This window comes from Bradyrhizobium diazoefficiens USDA 110 (assembly GCF_000011365.1).
Taxonomy (GTDB): Bacteria; Pseudomonadota; Alphaproteobacteria; order Rhizobiales; family Xanthobacteraceae; genus Bradyrhizobium; species Bradyrhizobium diazoefficiens.
Window position 1 is genome coordinate 5504340 of the sequence record NC_004463.1, and the last position, 18970, is coordinate 5523309.

An 18970-nucleotide genomic window follows, 5' to 3' on the forward strand; every position below is an offset into this window, starting at 1 on the left:
GAAGCGATTAACGCTTCGAGAACTGGAAGGACCGGCGGGCCTTGGCCTTGCCGTACTTCTTGCGCTCGACCACGCGGCTGTCGCGGGTGAGGAAGCCGCCCTTCTTGAGCACGGTGCGCAGCTCCGGCTCGAAATAGGTGAGCGCCTTGGAGATGCCGTGACGGACGGCGCCGGCCTGGCCGGACAGACCGCCGCCGGCGACGGTGCAGATCACGTCGTACTGGCCGGAACGCTGGGCCACGGAGAACGGCTGCTCGATCATCATGCGCAGCACGGGACGCGCGAAATAGACCTCGACCTCACGCGAATTGACCGTGACCTTGCCGGCACCCGGCTTGATCCAGACACGGGCGACCGCGTCCTTGCGCTTGCCGGTGGCATAGGCGCGGTTGAACTTGTCGACCTTCTTCTCGTGCTTGGGCGCGTCGGGCGCGGCCGCCGTCTTGAGCTGCGAGAGCTGGTCGAGCGACTGAATGGATTCGGCCATGTTATGCGGCCCTCGTGTTCTTGCGGTTCAACTTGGCGATGTCGATCTTCTCGGGCTGCTGCGCCTCGTGCGGATGATCGGCCCCGCCGTAGACGCGGAGGTTACCCATCTGCACGCGACCGAGCGGACCACGCGGAATCATGCGCTCGACGGCCTTCTCGAGCACGCGCTCGGGATGCTTGCCCTCGAGGATCTGGCGCGCGGTGCGCTCCTTGACGTGGCCGACATAGCCGGTGTGCTTGTAGTAGGTCTTCTGCTCGCGCTTGCGACCGGTGAGGACCGCATGCTGCGCGTTGATGATGATGACGTTGTCGCCGCAATCAACGTGCGGGGTGTAGGTCGGGAGGTGCTTGCCGCGCAGGCGCATGGCGACGATGGTGGCGAGACGGCCGACGACCAGACCCTTGGCGTCGATCAGCACCCACTTCTTCGTCACCTCAGCCGGCTTTGCCGAAAAGGTTTTCATATCGGAGTTTCCGTGGACGGGAGATATCGGCGCGAACACCGCACCGGACTGCGCGGTTTTCTAGAGAAGAGACGCGCAACGGTCAATGCCCGAAGACGGAAATTACGCTCGTAAAATCAACAGCTTAAAAATATGGTGCTATATTACCTGCAAAAAGCTCAAACATTTGGAATGGAATAGGTCGAGGTGACATGGGCGATCGGATCGGGCGAGGTGCCGGACAAGAGGTTCACTTCCCCGACCGCCAGGCGCTTGCCGAGCTTGAGCAGCCGCGCCTCGGCCAGAACGTCCTGGCCGGGCTGGCCCTTGCGCAGGAAGTTGATGTTGAGATTGGTGGTGACCGCGAGCCCGATCGGCCCGATCGCGGACAGAAGCACCACGTACATCGCGAAATCGGCGAGCGCCATCAGCGTCGGGCCGGACACGGTTCCGCCCGGCCGCAGCATCCTTTCGCTGTAGCGCTGGCGCAAAAGGCAGGTCTGGCCGTCCGCGCTCTCGATCGTGATGTCGCCGCCACTGAAGGCCTGGGGAAACTCGTCACGGAGAAACTGCTCGACCTCCGCCACGCTCATTTTCGCTAACGCCATGCCACCCCCACCCTCGCTTCAGGTCCGCTGTTACATTAGGTTATCTGCATCATCCAATTGCAATAATCCAACTGGAAACGCTTCGATGTCCGTCCAGCCCGCCCGCCCCCCCTTCCCGGAACCGCCGATCCTGCTGCGGGAGATCGTCGGCACCGTCGCCGTGCTCACGCTGAACCGCCCCGCCGCGCGCAACAGCCTGTCGGAGGCGATGATCGGCCAGCTGCATGCGAGCTTCAACGCAATTGCCGAGGACAAGCGCATCCGCGCCGCCGTCATCGCCGCCAACGGTCCGGCCTTCTCCGCCGGCCACGATATGAAGGAATTGACCGCGCGCCGCAGCGACCCCGATCGCGGCCGCGCATATTTCGCCGAGATGATGAACGCCTGTAGCGCGATGATGCAGGCGATCGTGCACCTGCCAAAGCCCGTGATCGCCGCCGTCCAGGGCATCGCGACCGCCGCCGGCTGCCAGCTCGTCGCAAGCTGCGATCTCGCGGTCGCCTCGGAGGACGCGAAGTTCGCCACGCCCGGCGTCGACATCGGCCTGTTCTGCTCGACGCCGATGGTGGCGCTGTCGCGCAACGTTCCGCGCAAACAGGCGATGGAGATGCTGCTGACGGGCGAGCCTGTCACGGCCGACCGCGCCCGCGAGATCGGCCTCGTCAATCGCGTCGTGACAGCGGGTACCGAGCGCGGCGCCGCGATTGCGCTGGCGGAACAGGTCGCGCTGAAATCCGCCTACACGGTCAAGCTCGGCAAGGAGGCGTTCTATCGCCAGGCCGAGATGAGCCTTGCGGACGCCTATCGCTATGCGGCAGAGGTGATGACCGAGAACATGATGGCGCGCGACGCCGAGGAAGGCATCGGCGCCTTCATCGAGAAGCGCGCGCCGACGTGGCGGGATGAATAGCGACGTTTCACGCACCGTCATTCCGGGCGATGCGGAGCATCGAACTATGGTGCGCAATTGCGCACCTGAGAATCTCGAGATTCCGAGTTCGGCTCTGCGAGCCGCCCCGGAATGACGAACGAAAGAAAAAGATGAACCACGACGCCTATCCCGACAATTACATCCGCGCCATCCTCAATAGCGTGAAGTCGATCGCGATGGTCGGCGCCTCGCCGGTCAATGTGCGGCCGAGCTATTTCGCGTTCAAATATCTGGCGCAGCGCGGCTATGACATGATTCCGGTCAATCCCGGCCATGTCGGCAAGGAGCTGCTCGGAAAACCCTTCGTCGCCTCGATGTCCGACATCGGCCGTCCCGTCGACATGATCGACATCTTTCGCAACTCCAGCCACATCATGCCCGTGGTCGAGGAAGCCCTGGCGCTCGATCCGCTGCCGAAGGTGATCTGGATGCAGCTCGGCGCGCGTGACGACGTCGCGGCGGCGAAGGCCGAAGCGGTCGGTATCAAGGTCGTGATGAACCGCTGCCCAAAGATCGAATATGGCCGCTTGTCGTCCGAGATCTCCTGGATGGGCGTCAATTCGCGCACGCTCAGCTCCAAGCGCGCGCCGGCGCCGACGCAAGGCATGCGGCTATCCCTCAATCGGATGAGTGTCGGCGGTGGCGATACCGCGGCATCCGATCGTGCCGCCAAAAACAAGAGCGAGCAAAGCTGACGCAATTGCGAACGATTCTTTTCGCGAACGCGACAATACGCAGAACGATCGTTCCGATGTGAAGCCGCGCCTTGACGGCAGCAGCGGCGCCGATCAGCATGCCGCGCGATTTCAGACCACAAGAACAGGACGCCCTCAATGAGCGATCGCCTTCCGGGATTTTCAACCCTCGCCGTGCATGCCGGTGCACAGCCCGACCCCACGACCGGTGCGCGCGCGACGCCGATTTATCAAACGACCTCTTTCGTCTTCAACGACGCCGACCACGCCGCCTCGCTGTTCGGATTGCAGGCGTTCGGCAACATCTATACCCGCATCGGCAACCCAACCAACGCGGTGCTGGAAGAACGCGTCGCTGCGCTCGAAGGCGGCACGGCGGCGCTGGCCGTTGCCTCCGGCCACGCCGCGCAGGTCGTGGTGTTGCAGCAATTGCTCCAGCCCGGCGACGAGTTCATCGCCGCGCGAAAGCTCTATGGCGGCTCGATCAACCAGTTCACGCATGCGTTCAAGAGCTTCGGCTGGAACGTGGTGTGGGCCGATTCCGACGACATCGCCAGCTTCGAGCGCGCCGTCACCCCGCGCACCAAGGCGATCTTCATCGAGTCCATCGCCAACCCCGGCGGCAGCATCACCGACATCGAGGCGGTCTCGACGGTGGCGCGCAAGGCGGGCGTGCCGCTGATCGTCGACAACACGCTGGCCTCGCCCTACCTGATCCGCCCGATCGATCACGGTGCCGACATCGTCGTGCACTCGCTGACGAAGTTTCTGGGCGGCCACGGCAATTCGCTCGGCGGCATCATCGTCGATGCCGGCACGTTCGACTGGTCGACCGGCGGCAAATATCCGATGCTGTCGGAGCCGCGGCCGGAATATCACGGCATCCGCCTCCAGGAGACCTTTGGCAATTTCGCCTTCGCGATTGCCTGCCGCGTGCTGGGCTTGCGCGACCTCGGGCCGGCGCTGTCGCCGTTCAACGCCTTCATGATCCTGACCGGCATCGAGACGCTGCCGCTGCGCATGCAGAAGCACTGCGACAACGCCAAGGCGGTCGCCGAATTCCTCGCCGGCCATCCGGCGGTGGCCTCGGTGAGCTACGCGGGCCTTGCCAGCGACAAGTACAACCGGCTTGCGCGCAAATACGCGCCAAAGGGCGCAGGCGCCGTGTTCACCTTCAGCCTGAAGGGCGGCTATGACGCCGGCGTCAGCCTGGTGTCGAAACTGCAGTTGTTCTCGCATCTGGCCAATGTCGGCGACACCCGCTCGCTGGTGATCCATCCGGCCTCGACCACGCACAGCCAGCTCGACGACGCCGCCAAGGTGAAGTCCGGCGCCGGCCCCGACGTGGTGCGGCTCTCGATCGGCATCGAGGACAAGGAAGACCTGATCGCCGATCTGGAACAGGCGCTGGGGGCTTAGTTGCCCGTCGTTCCGAGGCGGTGCGAAGCACCGAACCCGGAACCTCGACGTCATTTGCTCATCTCTGGATTCCGGGTTCGGTCCTACCGGACCGCCCCGGAATGACGGACGGCGCATGGTGGCGGCGCCGCCCCCCTCAGTTAACAGTCATTAACCATATCTGCCGCATACATCGTCTTTGGATCGCCCTTTGATTCGGAGCCGACGATGCTGCGCTGGATGGTGCCTGCCCTTGCGGCGATGCTGACGCTCTCAAGCGCGCTCGCCGCCGACCTTCCGGCCACGCCGAAGCGGCGGGCCGCCGTGCCGCCGCAGGAGGCGCCAACGGTCTATGTCGAGACCGATCCGGATGCGCTGATCTCGCCGGCCTATGGCATCGGCAGCTACGTCCGCAATCTGCCGGGCACGCCGCTGCTGCCCGGCTCTCACACGCTGCCGGGCTATTATGGCCGCCCCTGGGACTACGACTATCAGGGCCCGTATTACGGCGGGAAGCAGGTCGACTATTTCTGGCGCCTGCCCTACGCGTGCGGCGTCTACGGCTATTGCTGATCAGCCGGGCTGATGGTGATCAGCCGGGCTGACTGACCGGGACCACGCGCGGCTGCGTCTCGGCAGATTGCCGCGAGGCCAGCCGTTCCGTCTGCATCACCGCGAGCGTCAAGACCGCGATCGCGACTGCCTGATGCGCGAGCGCAAGCCCGATCGGCACCTGGTTGAGCAGCGTGAGAATGCCGAGCACCGCTTGCAGGCTCACCGCAGCAAACAGCCAGAGCGCGCCGCTCGCAGCGAGACCCGCGCGCGAGCGCACCGCGTCGAACGCATGCAGCGCCGCCAACACGAACAGCGCATAGGCCGTCATGCGGTGCTCGAACTGCACCGTCAGCACATTGTCGAACATGTTGCGCCACCACGGCGTCTCGAACCACAGCCGCTCGGCGGAGGGAATGAGCGCGCCGTCGATCTCAGGCCAGGTGTTGTAGGCGCGGCCCGCGCGCAGGCCCGCGACCAATGCACCGAGATAGATCTGCACGAAGGTCACGACAAGCAGCAGCGCACTCGTGAACCGCAGCCGCGCGGGCGCGGCGATCTGCGCCCGCTCCTTGAGCCGCCGCACCGTCCAGACGATGCCGGCGAAGATCAGCAGCGCGAGCACCAGATGCGTCGCCAGCCGATATTGCGACACCTCGACCCGCTCCGAGAGACCCGAGGCCACCATCCACCAGCCGACCGCGCCTTGAAGCCCGCCGAGCGCGAACAGCAGCCACAGCCTGCGCTTCAACTCACGGGACAAGCCCCCGCGCCACAGGAAGAAAAGAAACGGCAACAGATAAGCGACGCCGATGAAGCGGCCGAGCAACCGGTGGCTCCACTCCCACCAGAAAATCTCCTTGAACTCGGACAGGCTCATGCCCGCGTTGAGCTCGCGATATTGCGGGATCTTCTTGTAGGCCTCGAACGCCTCGGTCCACTGCGCCGCCGAGAGCGGCGGCAGGCTGCCCGTCACTAGCTTCCATTCGACGATCGAGAGGCCGGATTCCGTCAGCCGCGTCGCGCCGCCGACCAGCACCATCAGCGCGATCAGCGCGGCCACGGAAATCAGCCACCAGCGCACGGCGCGATACGGCTCGGACGGGGCGGAAATCGTCGTCATTTCAGGGCGAAACCAAACCTTGTAGCTAAGAGACTTGAACCAGGAGGCTTGAACCGGACTGCGTGCCCCTTATAGTCCCCCGCTTCCGCAGCGCAAGTTGCGCAAGAGACCGCGACATTCCGTCATGACGATCCGCACCCGCAAGTTCCTCGGCGCCATCCTGCTCCTGGTGCTGGCCACCGTCTGGGCCCTGCTCGGCATGGCGGCGGCGCAGATGCCGTGGATCGCCGAATCCGGCTGGCGGCAGGCGATCTACTACGTGGTGGTCGGCATGGGCTGGGTGCTGCCGGCGATGCCGATCGTGAGCTGGATGCAGCGGCCCGATCGGGCCAAGCCCACCTAACGCTTCTACGTAACGCTCCTACGTCGCGCGGCCGGTCGGTTTCACCGGCGCAAAGGCGACACCCGACGCCAGCACGCGCAGCATGCGCAGCGAGCGCACCCGGCCATCCCAGGAAATGCGCGGCAGCGCGCGCAGATTGGTTCGCCCTTCCGCATCCACGATGCCTGGTATCGCCGACACCGCGCTGGTAAAGCCCGCCTCCTCCGCCATCACCACGTGGCTGCGCCGGAACGAGGCGCGATCGCCGAACGGAAAAGCGAGATGCCTGATCTCGCGGTGGAAGGCCGCTTCCGCAACCACCTTGCCCATCGTCATCTCACGCAGCGCCGCACTGTCCTTCATGTTGGCGAGAACGGGATAGTTCACGGTCGCGCTGCCGATCGTGACGAGCGGATCGGCCGCGAGCTTCGCCAGATCCTCCCAATCCATCGACGCTTCGCGCGAGAGCGCAGCCAGGTCGATCCGGTAGCGCGTGCAGAGATCGGCGATCGCAGCCGACACATCCGCCGGAGGCAGCGAGCGCAGCCAGCTCTCGAGGAACGAGAACAGCGCCCGCTTCTCGGCATTGCCAGTGACGGTGAAGCGCTGCTCCTTCTCGCCCATCATCAGGCTGATGCGACTCTCGCGCGCGATCACCTGCTCGAGCCCGAGCCACCAGGCCTCTCCGACCCCGTCGGGAAACGCGGTGGGCACATAGATCGTGAACGGTACGGCGTGGCGGGCCAGCACCGGGTAGGCGAACGTGATCAGATCTTTGCTGGCGCCGTCGAAGGTGAGCGCCGCGAAGCGCCGCTTCTCCGGCAGCGTCACCGCACGCCGGCAAACCTCGTCCATGCCGAGGATGTCGTACCTCCAGCGCTTCAGCGCCCGAATGGCACGGTCGAGGAATTGCGGCGTGATCTCGTTCTCGCGCAGCGGCTGAAATCCGCCGCGCCGCCGCGGCCGCACGTGCTGAAAGCGCAGGATGGCGCCGGCTCCACGACTGCGCAGCGCGGCCTGGCCGGTGAACCAGGTCAGCTCATGGCGCAGCCGTTCCAGCCATCTGTCGTCGGATGCCAATATCCCACCTTCGCGCTCGCCGGCGGCCCGTTCCCTCGCCTATTGTCATTACCCTTTGTTGACATTTCTTTGCAAAGGTCGGCCACAGGCCGAATTACGCATATTTTTGATTTCTCGACAGGTTTCGCGAATGACCATGGCTGCGGCGATGCAAAGCCGGACGGCAGAAGCGCCAGCGCGGTCGAAAGCGAGCCGTATCGCGCAGGTCGACATCGTCACCGATCTCAATCAGGCCGAGCCGGTCTGGCGCGCCCTCGAGGAGAGCGGCCACCTCTTCACGCCCTACCAGCGCTTCGACCTGCTCAGCCCCTGGCAGCGGCTGGTCGGCGGCTGCGAGGGCGCGCGCCCCTTCATCGTGATCGCCCGCGACGCCGAACATGCGCCGCTCCTGCTGCTGCCGCTCTCGCTGCGCCAAGGTCACGGGGTGCGCACGGCCTGCTTCATGGGCGGCAAGCATACGACCTTCAACATGGGACTGTGGAACGCCGAGTTCGCGGCACAGGCCGTCGCCGCCGATCTCGATGCACTGCTCGCGCCGCTGCGCGAGCATGTCGACGTGCTCTCGCTGACGCAGCAGCCGCTGCGCTGGAACGATCAGCAGAACCCGTTCGCGGCTCTCCCGCGGCAGAGTGCGATCAACGGCTGCCCGCTGCTGGTGATGGAGCCGGGCGGCCCGCCCGCGTCGCGGATCAGCAACTCCTTCCGCCGCCGCCTCAAGAGCAAGGAGAAGAAGCTCCAGGCGCTCGCCGGCTATCGTTATCACCTCGCCACCAACGACGCCGACGTCACCCGCCTGCTCGACTGGTTCTTCCGCGTCAAGCCGGTGCGGATGGCCGAACAGAAACTGCCCAACGTCTTCGCCGAGCCGGGCGTCGAACAGTTCGTCCGCAGCGCCTGCCTGGCGCCGCGCGGCGACGGCCGTGTCATCGACATCCACGCGCTCGAATGCGACGACGAGGTGATCGCGATCTTCGCCGGCGTCGCCGACGGCCAGCGCTTCTCGATGATGTTCAACACCTACACCATGTCCGAGCACGCCCGCTACAGCCCGGGCCTGATCCTGATGCGCTACATCATCGACCGCTACGCCGAGCGCGGCTACCGCTCGCTCGACCTCGGCATCGGCTCGGACGACTACAAGCGGATGTTCTGCAAGGACGACGAGGACATCTTTGACAGCTTCGTGCCGCTGACCTCGCGCGGCAAGCTTGCGGCGATGGCGATGTCCTCGCTCAGCCACGGCAAGCGGCTGGTGAAGCAGAACCAGATGCTGTTCGATCTGGCGCAGCGGCTGCGGCGCGCGTTCGGGTAGACTTCGTAGTAACGTAGGGTGGGCAAAGCGAAGCGTGCCCACCACCTCTGCCGCAATCGTTGAAAGGCGGTGGGCACGGCGCAAGTGCGCCTTTGCCCACCCTACGATTCCGAACTCGTGGAGAGTGACCCTTCACCCGTCTCACCCGGCTTCGCTTTCGCGAAGCCACCCTCTCCCACACGGGGAGAGGGTAAAATCTACTAAGCCGCGACCACGCGCGGTCCCATCTCGCGTGCATCCGACGGCTGGACCGGCCTGCTCAGCATCGTCACCTCGCTGAAGCCGACGGCCTTGAGCTGCTCGCTCATCAGCCTGCGCGCATCCGGCTCCATTGACGCATCGGGCACCACGACGGCGCGGGCATTGGCGGTCAGCAATTCTGCCGGCAGGTCGGAGGCGCTGCCGGCGTCGAGCAGCACGTGGTCGTAGGCGCGAAGCAAGGCGTCGATCGCGAGCGTCACGCGCGGCGATTGCAGCAGGCTGCGATCGAAGCCGGGACGACCAGCCATGACCAGATGCAGCCGCGACAGCTTGTCCCTTGTGATCACCTGCGCAAACGAGGCTTCGCCCTGCATCAGCTCGGCAAGGCCGGGCGCCGAGGCATCGACGGACACCGCGGCAATCGTCGGCGAGGACGCGGCGAGATCGACCACGACCACCCGCGCATCGCGCGCCAGGTGCCGGGCCAGCGTCAGCGCCGACAGCGTGACGGCTTCGCCTGGCGCGGTGCCGAGCACCGTGATCTTCTTTGCCGCCGCGGCGCGCAGCCTGTCGGCCAGATGCTCGATCTCGGCAAACTCGGAGACATCGGCATCGGCCGTCATCTCCGGCTGAAGCGGCGCGGGCTCGTCCATGACCGGTTCGACCACCGGCTCGACCATCGGCCGGACGAATGGTTCTTGACGCACCGCCGCCTGTGCCTGCGGCTGCGCCGGAGCAAAGACAGCCGCCGCGCGCGGCGCGGTCTGGCGCAATAGCTCGCCGGTGACGACGACACCGGACGAGAGCAGCAACGTCGCGATGGTTGCGATCAGCACGATCGGAAGCTTCTTCGGATAGGCCGGCGTGTTCGAGACGACGGCGCGCGAGATGATGCGGCCTTCCGCCGGCGCCGTATCGATGCTCTCGCGGGTGCTCGCTTCGCGGTACTTGCCAAGATACGTTTCCAGCAAGTCGCGCTGCGCCTTGGCCTCGCGCTCGAGCGCGCGGAGCTGGACGTCCTGGCCGTTGGTCGAGGTCGCCTGCTTCTTGAGCTGCTCGAGGCTCGTGGTCAGGCCGTCGACCCGGCCACCGGCGATGCGCGCATCGCTTTCGAGCGAGCGGGAGATCTTGGCCGCTTCGTCGCGAATCTGGTTGTCGAGGTCGCCGAGCTGCGCCTTCAGCTCCTTGATCCGCGGGTGATTGCCGAGCAGCGTGGACGACTGTTCGGCGAGCTGCGCCCGCAGCGTGACCCGCTGCTCGGACAGCCGCCGCATCAATTCGGAGTTCACCACCTCGGACGCCTCGATCGGCTTGCCGCTCTGAAGCATCTCCTTGATCAGCCGCGCCTTGGATTCCGCATCTGCCCTCATCGAGCGCGCGTTGTTGAGCTGGGTATTGACCTCGCCCATCTGCTGGTTCGACAGCGTCGTGTTGTTGGTGCCGACGAACAGCGACGACTTGGAGCGGAAGTCCTCGACCTTGGCTTCGGCGTCGGAAACCTTCTTGCGCAGATTCTCGATCTCGCCCGCGAGCCATTGGCTGGCATTGCGCGCCTGGTCCTGGCGCGCATTCTGCTGAAGCACGAGATAGCCGTCGGCGATCGAATTGGCGACGCGCACGGCGAGATCCGGGTCAGCCGACTGGAATTCGATCACGATCACGCGCGACTTGTCGACGGCATAGGCCTGGAGGCGATCGTAATAGGCGTCGAGCACCCGCTCTTCCGGCGTCATCGAGAACGGATCGCGGCCGATGCCGACCAGCGCCGCAAGCGACTTCAGCGGCGAAATGCCTTGCAGCACCGGATCGAATTCGGGCCGCTCCGCAAGCTTGTTCTTCTTGATGATCTCGCGCGCGAGATCGCGCGACAGCACGAGCTGTACCTGGCTGGTGACAGCCTCGGGGTCGAGCGCCTGCCGCTCCTCGGTGCTGCGGTCGCTGCTCGGACGCAGGAATACGTTCTCGCGACCATCGATCAGGATGCGCGACTCGGACTTGTAGCGCGGCGTCACGAGATTGACGGCGGCGACGGACGCGACCAGCGCCAGCACCGTCGGCACGATGATCCAGCCGCGCTTGCGGGCGAGCGCGCCACCGAGCGCGTGCAGATCGATGTCGCCGGATTCACCGGACGCCTGCCTGGTGACAGCAGGCGCAGGCCTTGCTTCGACCTTGGGCGTGGCTTCGGGCTTGGCTTCGGGCTTGGCTTCGGCTTTGGACTTCGAAACAGCCCGCTCGACCACCGCCTTGTCCTTGCCGGCACGCCAGAACGCTAAACGCATCGAACACTCCCGCAGGGCAACGCCACCAAGCTACCTCAACCGGGGCGATTACACTCCATTAAGGTTGCCGCTGGGTTAATCGCGTTAATCCCGCGATGGGCACACGCGCGCCCGTCACCGTTTGTTAACCACGAGGCCTCTTAATCCGTCTCGATATTTCGGAAATTGTTCGGCATTCGCCGTCGAGCGCTGGTTCAGATCATGCCCCCCTCTCCCGACCGGCCGCTTCGCATCCTGCACGCCGTGCGCGCCCCCGTGGGCGGCATCTTCCGCCACATCCTCGACGTCGCCAACGGCCAGGTCGATCGCGGCCACCATGTCGGGATTCTCGCCGACCGCCTCACCGGCGGCGAGCGCGCCGACAAGGCGCTGGCCGAGCTCGCGCCGCGACTGAAGCTCGGCGTGCACCGCATGGCGATCCGCCGCGAGCCGTCGCCAGACGATTTCCTGGTGTGGCTTCGGATGCGGCGCCTGATCGCGGAGCTCAAGCCCGATGTCATGCACGGCCACGGCGCCAAGGCCGGCGCGTTCATTCGCATGCGGCGGCGCTCCGATGACACCATCCGCATCTACACGCCCCATGGCGGCTCGCTGCACTATCCGCTTAACACGTTGAAGGGCGAGTTCTATGCGCGGCTCGAACGCTCGCTGATGGACTCGACGGACCTGTTCCTGTTCGAGAGCGCGTTTGCCCGCGACACCTATCAGCGCATCGTCGGCACACCCAAGGGCGTGGTGCATTGCGTCTTCAATGGCGTGACGCCGGAGGAATTCGAGCCTGTTGTCACCACCGAGGATGCCACCGACCTCTGCTATGTCGGCGAGTTCAGGCACATCAAGGGCGCGGATCTGCTGGTCGATGCCGTGGCGCGCCTGCACGAAGGCGGCAAGAAGGTCACCCTCACGCTCGGCGGCGACGGCGAGGAGACGGCAGCGCTGAAGGCGCAGGTCGAGAGGCTCGGCCTCTCCGGCGCGATCCGCTTCATCGGCCACGTCAAAGCACGCTACGGCTTCTCCAAAGGGCGGCTGCTGGTCGTTCCCTCGCGCGGCGATTCCATGCCCTATGTGGTGATCGAGGCGGGCGCGGCCGGCATTCCCATGATCGCCGCGCGCGTCGGCGGCATTCCGGAAATCTTCGGCACGGAGAGCCCGGCCCTGTTCGCGGCAAGCAACGCCGAGGCGATGGCGGAAGCGATTGCGGCCGCACTCGACGATCCGCAGGCGACAGCGCAGCGCGCATCCTCCTTACGCGAGCGCATCTCCGCGCATTTTTCCCAGCAGGCGATGGTTGACGGCGTGATCGCGGGTTATCGCGACGCATTTGCCAATCATTAACCACCCTTAAGGTCGCTTTAGAGATTCTTCCGATTTGTCCGATAATCGAGGTGCCGGGGGATGCTCGCCCGGGGTGCAAGGCTGCGCCACGGGTTTTTGGAATGGACGTGGACGCCCGTGGAACCGCTCAACGCACGCTCGATGCTCGATGCCGCGACCAGTGCCGCGGCCAAGCCGGCTGACCAGCCCTTTGTGGAGCGCCGCCGCCGGCTCTCGCCCGCTGCACTCGACGTCGTCAACCAGAAGGTCGCCCGCGCCTATTCGCCGATCGTGATCACCGGCATCGTACGCCTTGCGGACTTCGCGCTGCTGAGCCTCGTCGGCATCGCGGTCTATGTCGGCTACGTCATGCCGCTTTCCGGCTTCAGCTGGGTATATCCGGCGGAGATCCTCGCCGTCGCGGTCGCCGCCGTGGTCTGCTTCCAGGCCGCCGACATCTATCAGGTGCAGCTGTTCCGCGGTCAACTCCGGCAGATGACGCGGATGATCTCGTCCTGGTCATTCGTTTTCCTGCTCTTCATCGGCATCTCCTTCTTCGCCAAGTTCGGCAGCGAAATATCGCGGCTGTGGCTTGCCGCCTTCTACTTCATCGGGCTCGCAGCGCTCATCGCCGAGCGCCTGGTGCTGCGCTCGCTGGTGCGCGCCTGGGGGCGCGAGGGCCGGCTCGACCGCCGGACCATCATCGTCGGCTCCGACAGTAACGGCGAGCAACTGGTGGAGGCACTGAAGGCGCAGGACGATTCCGACATCCACGTGCTCGGCGTGTTCGACGACCGCAACGACAGCCGGGCGCTGGACACCTGCGCCGGCGCGCGCAAGCTCGGCAAGGTCGACGATATCGTCGAGTTCGCCCGCCGCACCCGCGTCGATCTCGTGCTGTTCGCGCTGCCGATCTCGGCGGAAACGCGCATCCTGGAGATGCTGAAGAAGCTCTGGGTGCTGCCGGTCGACATCCGCCTGTCCGCCCACACCAACAAGCTGCGCTTCCGTCCCCGCTCCTATTCCTATCTCGGCGAAGTGCCGACGCTCGACGTGTTCGAGGCGCCGATCACCGACTGGGACCTCGTGATGAAATGGCTGTTCGACCGTGTCGTCGGCGGCCTCGCGCTGCTCGCAGCCCTGCCGGTGATGGGACTGGTGGCGCTGGCGGTGAAGCTCGACAGCCCCGGCCCGGTGCTGTTCCGCCAGAAGCGCTTCGGCTTCAACAACGAGCGCATCGACGTCTACAAGTTCCGCTCGATGTACCATCACCAGGCGGATCCGACGGCCTCGAAGGTCGTGACCAAGAACGATCCACGCGTAACCCGCGTCGGCCGCTTCATCCGCAAGACCAGCCTCGACGAGCTGCCGCAGCTCTTCAACGTGGTCTTCTCCGGCAACCTCTCCCTGGTCGGCCCGCGCCCGCATGCGGTGCAGGGCAAGCTCCAGAGCCGCCTGTTCGACGAGGCCGTCGACGGCTATTTCGCCCGCCACCGCGTCAAGCCCGGCATTTCCGGCTGGGCCCAGATCAGCGGCTGGCGCGGCGAGATCGGCAATGAAGAGAAGATCCAGAAGCGCGTCGAGTTCGACCTCTACTACATCGAGAACTGGTCGGTGCTGTTCGACCTCGTCATTCTCCTGAAAACGCCGATCTCGCTGCTGACCAAGAACGAGAACGCGTATTGAGTTGTTTGCGTCAAGAACGCGCTGTCATCGCCCGGCTTGACCGGGCGATCCAGTAAACGCCGACGGCGAACGTCGCCACTGACGGCGCGGAGTACTGGATGCCCCGCCCCCGTGCGCAAGCGCGCACTAGGCGGGGCATGACGGCGGAAGTTGTGTGTACGAGTAGCGTGAGCGTGTGATGGCGTATGCGGCGACAGCCGGGGAGATGAATGCAGCGGTTCGCGCTGCGCCCGGCGTGCTGGCCCTCCAGCGCGCGCTGGTGTGGCTGGTCGGCGCCTCCGGCGCCATCGTCTTCATCGAACCCAGCCCCTACGAGATCGTGACGCTGCTCGCCACCGTCACCTTCTTCGCCACCGGCCTGCGCCTGCGACTCGCGCTGATGCCGCTGCTGCTGATGCTGGTCCTGCTCAATGTCGGCTACACCATCAGCGCGATCCCGCTGTTCGATCAGCCCGAGGTGGTGAGCTGGATCGCAACCTCCTGGTACATGGCGGTGACCGTGGTGTTCTTCGCCACGATCACGTCCGAGGACACCGCGGCCCGGCTCGATATGCTCCGCCGCGGCCTCGTGGTCGGCGCGATGATTGCCTCGCTGTCGGCGGTCGCCGGCTACTTCCACCTGATTCCCGGCGGAGACGACCTCCTCACGCTCTACGGGCGCGCGCGCGGCACGTTCAAGGACCCGAACGTGCTCGGCGCCTTCCTGATCCTGCCGGCGCTGTTCGCGCTCCAGAGCGTGGTCTCGGACAAGCTGGCTAAGGCCTTCCGCAACGTCATCGCCTTCGGCATCATGTCGCTGGCGATCCTGCTCGCCTTCTCCCGCGCCGCCTGGGGCGGACTGGTGCTGACCTCAGCCTTCATGCTGGCGCTGATGGTGCTGACCAGCCGCACCAACGCGCAGCGCTCGCGCATCGTCGTCATGGCGATCGTCGCCGCGGTGCTGGGCGTTGCGCTGATCGCGGTGCTGCTGTCGTTCGATTCCACCGCCGAGATGTTCAAGCAGCGCGCCAGCTTCGACCAGAGCTATGACGAGGGCCGCTTCGGCCGGTTCGGCCGGCACATCCTGGGTGCGGAGATGGCGCTCGATCTGCCATTCGGGATCGGCCCCCTGCAATTCCACCGTTTCTTCCCCGAGGACACCCACAACTCCTATCTCAACGCCTTCATGTCGGGCGGCTGGCTGTCCGGCGTGTGCTATCCCGCGCTGGTCTTCACCACGGTGATCACGGGCTTCCGGCACATCTTCGTCCGCGTGCCCTGGCAGCGCGCCTATCTCGCCGTGTTTTCAGCCTTCGTCGGCACCGTCGGCGAAAGCTTCGTGATCGACACCGACCACTGGCGGCACTTCTGGATGATGCTGGGCGCGATGTGGGGCATGATCGCGGCTGCCCAAGTCTATAAGACTAGGGCTGGCGACGAAGCTTCTTCAGCTTGAGATCGGGACGCTTCTCCGGCGGCGTGTCGAGAAGGCTCTTCAGCGCTTCAGTGGCGGCAAGCACGCCCTTGTAGCCCTCCGTCGCGAAGCGCAGCAAAAGACGCAGCTCCTCGTCGGAATAGGCGCCGAAGACCTTCTCCATCGCCTGCTGCATCGGCACGTAGAACTGGCCGATCTTCATCGCCGCCTCCGGCACGACCGCGATGAAGACCTTGCGGCGGTCTTTCTCGTCCCGTTCGCGGCGCACGAGGCCAGCCTTCTCGAGCCGGTCGATCACGCCGGTGATGGCGCCCGTCGTGAGGCCTGTCACCTCGGCGAGCCGGCCCGCGGTGACGCGTCCCTCGAGATAGAGGATGTCCATGCATTCGAGGTCGGAATTGGCAATTCCGGCAACGTTCGCAACGGTCTGGCCATAAAGCACGCCCTGCGCGGACGACCGGCGCATCGCTTCCTCGAGCTCCTGCAACAGCGCCGCGCGCGCCTTCGTCCTTGACAAGGCCGACCTCATATCTTAGTCGATATATATCTTAGTCACTAAGAGATTTAGCGACCGTAATTTCTCCTAGCACCACGGAAACGTCGGGAGCAAGCCATGTCCAACCGTCCCCGCAAGGCCCTGATCATCGGCGCCGGCATCGCCGGGCCCGTCGCCGCCATCCTGCTCCGCCGCGCCGGCATCGAGTCCGCGATCTACGAGGCCTGGCCCTATTCGAAGGGCATCGGCGGCGGCCTTCAGATCGCGCCGAACGGCATGCATGTGATGGACGAGATCGGGCTTTCGAACGAGCTGATCAGCCGCGGATCGGTCGCGGAGGCCTTCGACTTCTATTCGCAGGAAGGCCGAAAGCTCGGCTCGATCAACCGCGACATGCAGCGCCGCTTCGGCCAGCCCGCGGTGAACGTCTGCCGCGCCACGCTGAACGAAATGCTGATCGACAAGGCCTGGTGCGCCTGCGTCTCGCTCTATTTCGAGAAGCGCCTGATCAAGATCGAGGACCGCGGCGACCAGCCGATCATCGCCTACTTTGCCGACGGCACCACCGCCGAAGGCGACTTCCTGATCGGCGCAGACGGCGTGCATTCAATCACGCGACGCCAGGTGGTGCCGGACGGACCCCGGCCCTTCGACACCGGCCTGATCGGCTTCGGCGGCTTCGTGCCGCACGCCGTGCTCGACGGCAGGCCGATCGGCCGGCACGTCGAGACCACGTTCGGCCAGAGCGGCTTCTTCGGCTACGGCTATTGCAGCCCGGATCCGAACGACGGCGTGATGTGGTGGAGCACGCAGCCCGCGCACGGCATGGACGCGGCGATGTTCCGCGCGCTCGATGCGGCGACACTGAAGCAGCATCTGCGCGGCTTCCATCGCGGCTGGCACGATCCGATCCCCGACATCATCGAGGCGGCCGAGAACATCGTGGTCACCGACACGCTCGATGTCGCGACCTTGCCGACCTGGTCGCGCAAGCGCTCGCTGCTGATCGGCGACGCCGCGCATGCGACCAGCCCCCATGCCGGCCAGGGCGCCTCGCTCGCGCTGGAGGACGCGATGCGGCTCGCGCGCCTGATGCAGGACGGACAGGAGCTCGGCACCACCTTCCAGGCCTTCGAAGCCGAGCGCCGCCCGCGCACGGAAAAGACCGTCGCCATGGCCCGCCGCAACGGCAACAGCAAGCGCGAGTTCAGCGCCACCGGCGCGTGGATGCGCAATCAGATGCTGAAATGGCTGTTGCCGCTGGGCTCGAAGAGCATGGAGTTCATGTACGCGTATGATGCGCGGGCGGTGTAGCGCCGAACACGGTGTCATCGCCCGCGAAGGCGGGCGATCCAGTATTCCAGAGACAGCGATAAGATACGGAGAAGCCGCGGCGTACTGGATGCCCCGCCTTCGCGGGGCATGACAGCGTCTGTGATGCGGCCCTATCCCTCCACCTCGAACGTCAGCCCAGCGTGGTCCTGCAGCCGCTTGATCAGCCTGTGCTGCATCGCCGCGCCCGGGGTCCAGAAGCCGGCAGCGACGTCCGGCGTGTCGCGCAGCATGCAGATCGCACATTCCGAGATCATCTTGGACGTCGAGCCGTAGCCGGGATCGCGGTCGCCGGTGACGCCGGCGCGGACCATGCGGCCGTCAGGCGCGATCGCGACATAGAGCAGATTGAACAGACCGTTCTCCCGCTCTTCCTTCGACGGCCCCTCACCCGGTTTCGGCGCCTTCGGACCGGTCTTTTCGGCGTTGACGGCCATCACGCGCTTCGCATTGGCCTCGCCCTTCTCGCCGGGACCGGTCAACACCATCTCGTCGTAGACGAACTCCTGGCCGTAAGGGAATCCCATCAGCATGTTGGAGCGATGGACGTTGCGCGTGTTGATCAGCGCCATCATGAACGGCGCGGCCCAGGATTGCAGATCCTCCTCGAACGCCGCCTTGTTGCCTTTCGGCTGCTTTGGTCCGGCAAACCCGGGCGTCAGCGCGAAGTGGTCGTTGAGAATGGCGACAAGGCTGAGATCTTTTGCGACAGCATCGAAGGTCGCTTTCGCACTCGCCGCGGTGCCACCCGACAGCGTCCCGCGCATGTCGCGCACGCGGCCCTTCACGCGCGCAGCCGCTGCGCCGAACACGCGCTTGGCTTCCTCCTGGACGAAGAACGTACCGAGCTCGAACGGCACGGAATCATAGCCGCAGGAGAACACGATGCGCGCGCCGCTCGCCTTGGCCGCCGCCTCGTACTTGTCGATCATCTGCCGCATCCAGACGGGCTCGCCGCAGAGGTCGAAGTAATCCGTGCCGCCAGCGACGCAGGCCGCGAGCAGCTCTTCGCCATAGATTTGATACGGACCGACCGTCGTGATCACCGACTTGGTCTGCGCGACCATTGCCTTCAGCGAGGCGGCATCGGACGCATCTGCCACGATCAGCGGCGTATCCGCGGGCGCGCCGATCGCCTCGCGCACCGATTTCAGCTTGTCGAGGCTGCGGCCCGCCATCGCCCATTTCAGCGCCTTGTCGTCTTTGTAGTGCGCCGCCAGATATTCGGCGACGAGCTGGCCGGTGAAACCGGTCGCACCGTAGACGACGATGTCGAATTTCGCAGAGCTCAT

At 65.4% G+C, this 18970-nt stretch carries 18 protein-coding genes; 10 read left to right on the forward strand and 8 right to left on the reverse strand.

Going from position 1 to position 18970, the window contains the following annotated elements:
- Positions 1 to 7 precede the first annotated feature (7 nt).
- From rpsI to BJA_RS24985, 3 genes are all read right to left on the reverse strand, one after another.
- Complete coding sequence (rpsI, locus tag BJA_RS24975) at positions 8 to 487, reverse strand: 30S ribosomal protein S9 (RefSeq protein WP_011087725.1); 480 nt, start codon at positions 485 to 487, stop codon at positions 8 to 10.
- A 1-nt stretch (position 488) separates the two neighbouring features.
- Positions 489 to 953, reverse strand: coding sequence for a 50S ribosomal protein L13 (gene rplM / locus BJA_RS24980; RefSeq protein WP_011087726.1), 465 nt, complete (start codon positions 951 to 953; stop codon positions 489 to 491).
- Between the two features lie 158 nt (positions 954 to 1111).
- Entirely contained in the window at positions 1112 to 1540 is a 429-nt protein-coding gene (locus BJA_RS24985; RefSeq protein WP_011087727.1) for a PaaI family thioesterase, read from the reverse strand.
- Between the two features lie 85 nt (positions 1541 to 1625).
- Between BJA_RS24985 and BJA_RS24990 the strand changes: the two genes are divergently transcribed.
- The 4 genes from BJA_RS24990 to BJA_RS25005 all read left to right on the forward strand — a co-directional run bounded on the left by BJA_RS24990 (position 1626) and on the right by BJA_RS25005 (position 5137).
- Positions 1626 to 2450 carry an enoyl-CoA hydratase gene (locus BJA_RS24990; RefSeq protein ID WP_038966315.1) on the forward strand — a complete coding sequence of 275 codons (825 nt, stop codon included), beginning with the start codon at positions 1626 to 1628 and terminating at the stop codon, positions 2448 to 2450.
- A 131-nt stretch (positions 2451 to 2581) separates the two neighbouring features.
- The gene (locus tag BJA_RS24995; RefSeq protein ID WP_038966316.1) at positions 2582 to 3166 is read left to right on the forward strand and encodes a CoA-binding protein; all 585 of its coding nucleotides are present in this window, start codon (positions 2582 to 2584) and stop codon (positions 3164 to 3166) included.
- Positions 3167 to 3304: 138 nt separating this feature from the next.
- Complete coding sequence (locus BJA_RS25000; RefSeq protein WP_011087730.1) at positions 3305 to 4585, forward strand: O-acetylhomoserine aminocarboxypropyltransferase; 1281 nt, start codon at positions 3305 to 3307, stop codon at positions 4583 to 4585.
- 207 nt (positions 4586 to 4792) lie between these two features.
- Positions 4793 to 5137, forward strand: a complete 345-nt coding sequence (locus BJA_RS25005; protein ID WP_028171673.1) for a hypothetical protein — start codon at positions 4793 to 4795, stop codon at positions 5135 to 5137.
- 19 nt (positions 5138 to 5156) lie between these two features.
- On the opposite strand, the gene BJA_RS25010 is transcribed toward BJA_RS25005, so the two are convergent.
- Positions 5157 to 6239 carry a COX15/CtaA family protein gene (locus BJA_RS25010; RefSeq protein WP_011087731.1) on the reverse strand — a complete coding sequence of 361 codons (1083 nt, stop codon included), beginning with the start codon at positions 6237 to 6239 and terminating at the stop codon, positions 5157 to 5159.
- Positions 6240 to 6363: 124 nt separating this feature from the next.
- On the opposite strand from BJA_RS25010, the gene BJA_RS25015 reads away from it, so the two are divergent.
- Positions 6364 to 6582, forward strand: a complete 219-nt coding sequence (locus BJA_RS25015; protein ID WP_011087732.1) for a DUF2842 domain-containing protein — start codon at positions 6364 to 6366, stop codon at positions 6580 to 6582.
- Between the two features lie 18 nt (positions 6583 to 6600).
- Here BJA_RS25015 and BJA_RS25020 read toward each other — a convergent pair whose 3' ends face one another.
- A complete protein-coding gene (locus BJA_RS25020; RefSeq protein WP_038966319.1) occupies positions 6601 to 7641 on the reverse strand; it encodes a polysaccharide deacetylase family protein in 1041 nt (346 codons plus the stop codon).
- A 130-nt stretch (positions 7642 to 7771) separates the two neighbouring features.
- Here BJA_RS25020 and BJA_RS25025 point away from each other — a divergent pair, with 130 nt between their 5' ends.
- A complete protein-coding gene (locus BJA_RS25025; protein ID WP_038966320.1) occupies positions 7772 to 8953 on the forward strand; it encodes a GNAT family N-acetyltransferase in 1182 nt (393 codons plus the stop codon).
- 200 nt (positions 8954 to 9153) lie between these two features.
- Here BJA_RS25025 and BJA_RS25030 read toward each other — a convergent pair whose 3' ends face one another.
- A complete protein-coding gene (locus BJA_RS25030) occupies positions 9154 to 11436 on the reverse strand; it encodes a GumC family protein (protein WP_011087735.1) in 2283 nt (760 codons plus the stop codon).
- 201 nt (positions 11437 to 11637) lie between these two features.
- Here BJA_RS25030 and BJA_RS25035 point away from each other — a divergent pair, with 201 nt between their 5' ends.
- The 3 genes from BJA_RS25035 to BJA_RS25045 all read left to right on the forward strand — a co-directional run bounded on the left by BJA_RS25035 (position 11638) and on the right by BJA_RS25045 (position 15871).
- Positions 11638 to 12771 carry a glycosyltransferase family 4 protein gene (locus BJA_RS25035; RefSeq protein WP_011087736.1) on the forward strand — a complete coding sequence of 378 codons (1134 nt, stop codon included), beginning with the start codon at positions 11638 to 11640 and terminating at the stop codon, positions 12769 to 12771.
- Positions 12772 to 12888: 117 nt separating this feature from the next.
- Entirely contained in the window at positions 12889 to 14436 is a 1548-nt protein-coding gene (locus BJA_RS25040; protein ID WP_164930927.1) for an undecaprenyl-phosphate glucose phosphotransferase, read from the forward strand.
- Between the two features lie 178 nt (positions 14437 to 14614).
- The gene (locus BJA_RS25045) at positions 14615 to 15871 is read left to right on the forward strand and encodes an O-antigen ligase family protein (protein WP_038966321.1); all 1257 of its coding nucleotides are present in this window, start codon (positions 14615 to 14617) and stop codon (positions 15869 to 15871) included.
- Here BJA_RS25045 and BJA_RS25050 read toward each other — a convergent pair.
- Positions 15840 to 16316 carry a MarR family winged helix-turn-helix transcriptional regulator gene (locus BJA_RS25050; protein WP_049832408.1) on the reverse strand — a complete coding sequence of 159 codons (477 nt, stop codon included), beginning with the start codon at positions 16314 to 16316 and terminating at the stop codon, positions 15840 to 15842. The genes BJA_RS25045 and BJA_RS25050 overlap by 32 nt on opposite strands.
- A gap of 147 nt (positions 16317 to 16463) precedes the next feature.
- Here BJA_RS25050 and BJA_RS25055 point away from each other — a divergent pair, with 147 nt between their 5' ends.
- A complete protein-coding gene (locus tag BJA_RS25055; protein ID WP_011087740.1) occupies positions 16464 to 17660 on the forward strand; it encodes an FAD-dependent monooxygenase in 1197 nt (398 codons plus the stop codon).
- 131 nt (positions 17661 to 17791) lie between these two features.
- On the opposite strand, the gene BJA_RS25060 is transcribed toward BJA_RS25055, so the two are convergent.
- The gene (locus BJA_RS25060) at positions 17792 to 18970 is read right to left on the reverse strand and encodes a saccharopine dehydrogenase family protein (RefSeq protein ID WP_011087741.1); all 1179 of its coding nucleotides are present in this window, start codon (positions 18968 to 18970) and stop codon (positions 17792 to 17794) included.

Bases quoted from the DNA above. Each gene is read 5' to 3' on its own strand.
- rpsI (WP_011087725.1), bottom strand. From the start codon at position 487: ATGGCCGAATCCATTCAGTCGCTCGACCAGCTCTCGCAGCTCAAGACG.
- rplM (WP_011087726.1), bottom strand. From the start codon at position 953: ATGAAAACCTTTTCGGCAAAGCCGGCTGAGGTGACGAAGAAGTGGGTG.
- BJA_RS24985 (WP_011087727.1), bottom strand. From the start codon at position 1,540: ATGGCGTTAGCGAAAATGAGCGTGGCGGAGGTCGAGCAGTTTCTCCGT.
- BJA_RS24990 (WP_038966315.1), top strand. From the start codon at position 1,626: ATGTCCGTCCAGCCCGCCCGCCCCCCCTTCCCGGAACCGCCGATCCTG.
- BJA_RS24995 (WP_038966316.1), top strand. From the start codon at position 2,582: ATGAACCACGACGCCTATCCCGACAATTACATCCGCGCCATCCTCAAT.
- BJA_RS25000 (WP_011087730.1), top strand. From the start codon at position 3,305: ATGAGCGATCGCCTTCCGGGATTTTCAACCCTCGCCGTGCATGCCGGT.
- BJA_RS25005 (WP_028171673.1), top strand. From the start codon at position 4,793: ATGCTGCGCTGGATGGTGCCTGCCCTTGCGGCGATGCTGACGCTCTCA.
- BJA_RS25010 (WP_011087731.1), bottom strand. From the start codon at position 6,239: ATGACGACGATTTCCGCCCCGTCCGAGCCGTATCGCGCCGTGCGCTGG.
- BJA_RS25015 (WP_011087732.1), top strand. From the start codon at position 6,364: ATGACGATCCGCACCCGCAAGTTCCTCGGCGCCATCCTGCTCCTGGTG.
- BJA_RS25025 (WP_038966320.1), top strand. From the start codon at position 7,772: ATGACCATGGCTGCGGCGATGCAAAGCCGGACGGCAGAAGCGCCAGCG.
- BJA_RS25030 (WP_011087735.1), bottom strand. From the start codon at position 11,436: ATGCGTTTAGCGTTCTGGCGTGCCGGCAAGGACAAGGCGGTGGTCGAG.
- BJA_RS25035 (WP_011087736.1), top strand. From the start codon at position 11,638: ATGCCCCCCTCTCCCGACCGGCCGCTTCGCATCCTGCACGCCGTGCGC.
- BJA_RS25045 (WP_038966321.1), top strand. From the start codon at position 14,615: ATGGCGTATGCGGCGACAGCCGGGGAGATGAATGCAGCGGTTCGCGCT.
- BJA_RS25050 (WP_049832408.1), bottom strand. From the start codon at position 16,316: ATGCGCCGGTCGTCCGCGCAGGGCGTGCTTTATGGCCAGACCGTTGCG.
- BJA_RS25055 (WP_011087740.1), top strand. From the start codon at position 16,464: ATGTCCAACCGTCCCCGCAAGGCCCTGATCATCGGCGCCGGCATCGCC.
- BJA_RS25060 (WP_011087741.1), bottom strand. From the start codon at position 18,970: ATGAGCTCTGCGAAATTCGACATCGTCGTCTACGGTGCGACCGGTTTC.